Origin of the sequence: Paraburkholderia sp. (assembly GCF_035501035.1) — a bacterium.
In the GTDB taxonomy this organism is placed as follows: Bacteria; Pseudomonadota; Gammaproteobacteria; order Burkholderiales; family Burkholderiaceae; genus Paraburkholderia.
This window is the reverse complement of the sequence record NZ_DATJWR010000086.1, coordinates 1-2,500: the sequence shown is the minus strand read 5'-3', so window position 1 is coordinate 2,500 and position 2,500 is coordinate 1. Positions and strand designations below refer to the sequence as shown.

The following is a 2,500-nucleotide window of genomic DNA, read 5'->3' as shown; positions in this document are numbered from 1 at the left end:
GATCGGCGCGGCCTATGGCTCGGCCGGCGAGCGCTGCATGGCGATCTCGGTGGCCGTGGCCGTGGGCCATATCGCCGACGAGCTGGTCGAGCGCCTCGCGCCGCGCGTCGAGTCGCTCAAGATCGGCAGCGGCATGGATGGCGCCTCGGAAATGGGCCCGCTCGTCACGAGTGTGCATCGCGCGAAGGTGCAGGGCTATATCGAAGCGGGCGTGGCCGCGGGCGCGAAGCTCGTGGTGGACGGGCGCGGCCACGAGGTGGAGGGCCACGAGGAGGGCTTCTTCCTCGGCGGCACGCTGTTCGACGGCGTGAAGACCGACATGACGATCTACAAGGAAGAAATCTTCGGTCCGGTGCTTTCGGTCGTGCGTGTGCCGGACTTCGCGAGCGCTGTGGAGCTCATCAACGCGCACGAGTTCGCCAACGGCGTGTCGTGCTACACGTCCGACGGCGGCGTTGCACGCGCGTTCTCGCGCCAGATCAAGGTGGGCATGGTGGGCATCAACGTGCCGATTCCGGTGCCGATGGCGTGGCACTCCTTCGGTGGCTGGAAGCGCTCGCTATTCGGCGATCACCATGCGTATGGCGAGGAAGGCGTGCGTTTCTACACGCGCTACAAGAGCATCATGCAGCGCTGGCCGGACAGCATCGCCAAGGGCGCCGAGTTCACGATGCCGGTAGCGAAGTAGGCGAGCAGGGCCGGGCGGCTTCGCCAGGCATTTTCGCAAGCATGCCAAAGCATTTTCCGCCGCCCGGCGGCGCGAGCGTAGTACGAAGTGCACGAGACAAACAGAACGGCCACCGCCGCGTAGAAAACATCTTGCATGGGACTGGAGACACATCATGCCTGCAACGAGCGAATCAGCTGGCGCACGTGGGGCGTCATCGCGGCGCCTCGAAGGCGAATTCGACTATGTGATCGTCGGGGCCGGCACCGCGGGCTGCGTGCTCGCCAACCGGCTGACCGAAGACCCGGACATTTCCGTGCTGCTCATCGAAGCGGGCGGCAAGGACGACTATCACTGGATTCACATCCCCGTCGGCTACCTGTATTGCATCGGCAATCCGCGTACCGACTGGCTCTACAAGACCGCCGCCGAGAAGGGCCTCAACGGGCGCTCGCTCGCATACCCGCGCGGGCGCGTGCTGGGCGGCTCGTCGTCGATCAACGGCATGATCTACATGCGTGGCCAGCGCGAGGACTATGACAGCTGGGCGCAGGAAACCGGCGATTCGGCCTGGTCGTGGGACAGCGTGCTGCCCGTGTTCCGCCGCAGCGAAGACCATCACGGCGGCGCGAGCGAGTTTCACGGCGCGAGCGGCGAATGGCGCGTCGAGAAGCAGCGCCTCAAGTGGCAGATTCTCGAATCGTTCGCGCAGGCCGCGCAGGAGCAGGGCATTGCCGCCACCGAAGACTTCAATCGCGGCGACAACAGCGGCGTGGGCTATTTCGAGGTGAACCAGAAGCGCGGCGTGCGCTGGAGTGCTTCGAAGGCATTCTTGCGCGCGGCGATGAAGCGGCCCAATCTCACCATCGTGACGGGCGCGCTCACGCAGCGCGTGATTTTCGAGGGCAAGCGCTGCGTGGGTGTCGAGTATCGCGGTGACGTCGACTATGTGGCGCGCGCGCGCTGTGAAGTGATCCTCAGCGCGGGCGCCGTGAATTCGCCGCAACTGCTGGAGCTTTCCGGCATCGGCGAGGCGAGCCGTCTCGCGCGGCTCGGCATCGACGTCGTGCAGGACTTGCGCGGCGTGGGCGAGAACCTCCAGGATCATCTGCAACTGCGCATGGCGTTTCGCGTGAACGGCGTGCGCACGCTCAACACGGCCTCCGCGCACTGGTGGGGCAAGCTCATGATCGGCATGGAGTACGCGCTCTTGCAAAGCGGGCCGATGTCGATGGCGCCCTCGCAGCTCGGCGCATTCGCGAAATCGGACCCGAACGATCCCGCACTCACGCGGCCCGACCTCCAGTATCACGTGCAGCCGCTTTCGCTCGACCGCTTCGGCGAGCCACTGCATCGCTTCAATGCGTTCACGGCCTCGGTGTGCAATCTGCGGCCCACTTCCCGTGGCAGCATCCATGCCGTATCGGCGGATCCGTCGAAGGCGCCCGAAATCGCGCCCAACTATCTATCTACCGATCACGACCTGCGCGTGGCCGCCAACGCGCTGCGGCTCACGCGGCGCATCGCCGCTTCAGCGGCGCTTGCGCGCTACGAGCCGCAGGAAATCCTGCCGGGCCTCGCGTACCAGACCGAGAGCGAGCTGCGCGAGGCGGCCGGCAACGTCGGCACGACGATCTTTCACCCGGTCGGCACCTGCCGCATGGGCCGCGCCGACGATGCAGACGCAGTCGTCGATGCGCGCCTGCGCGTGCGCGGCGTGGAGGGCTTGCGCGTGGTGGACGCGTCGGTCATGCCGACCATCACCTCGGGCAACACGAATTCGCCGACGCTGATGATCGCGGAGCGCGCCGCCGAGATGCTGCGCGCCGACCG

At 66.5% G+C, this 2,500-nt stretch carries 2 protein-coding genes; both read left to right on the top strand.

The genetic code is table 11. The features are described 5' to 3' along the window. Positions 1-688 (top strand): aldehyde dehydrogenase family protein (locus VMJ11_RS06415; RefSeq protein ID WP_325618082.1); only part of this gene is annotated, 688 nt, incomplete at its 5' end. 154 nt (positions 689-842) lie between these two features. Then, a partial coding sequence (locus VMJ11_RS06410) for a GMC family oxidoreductase (RefSeq protein ID WP_325618080.1) occupies positions 843-2,500 on the top strand: 1,658 nt, incomplete at its 3' end.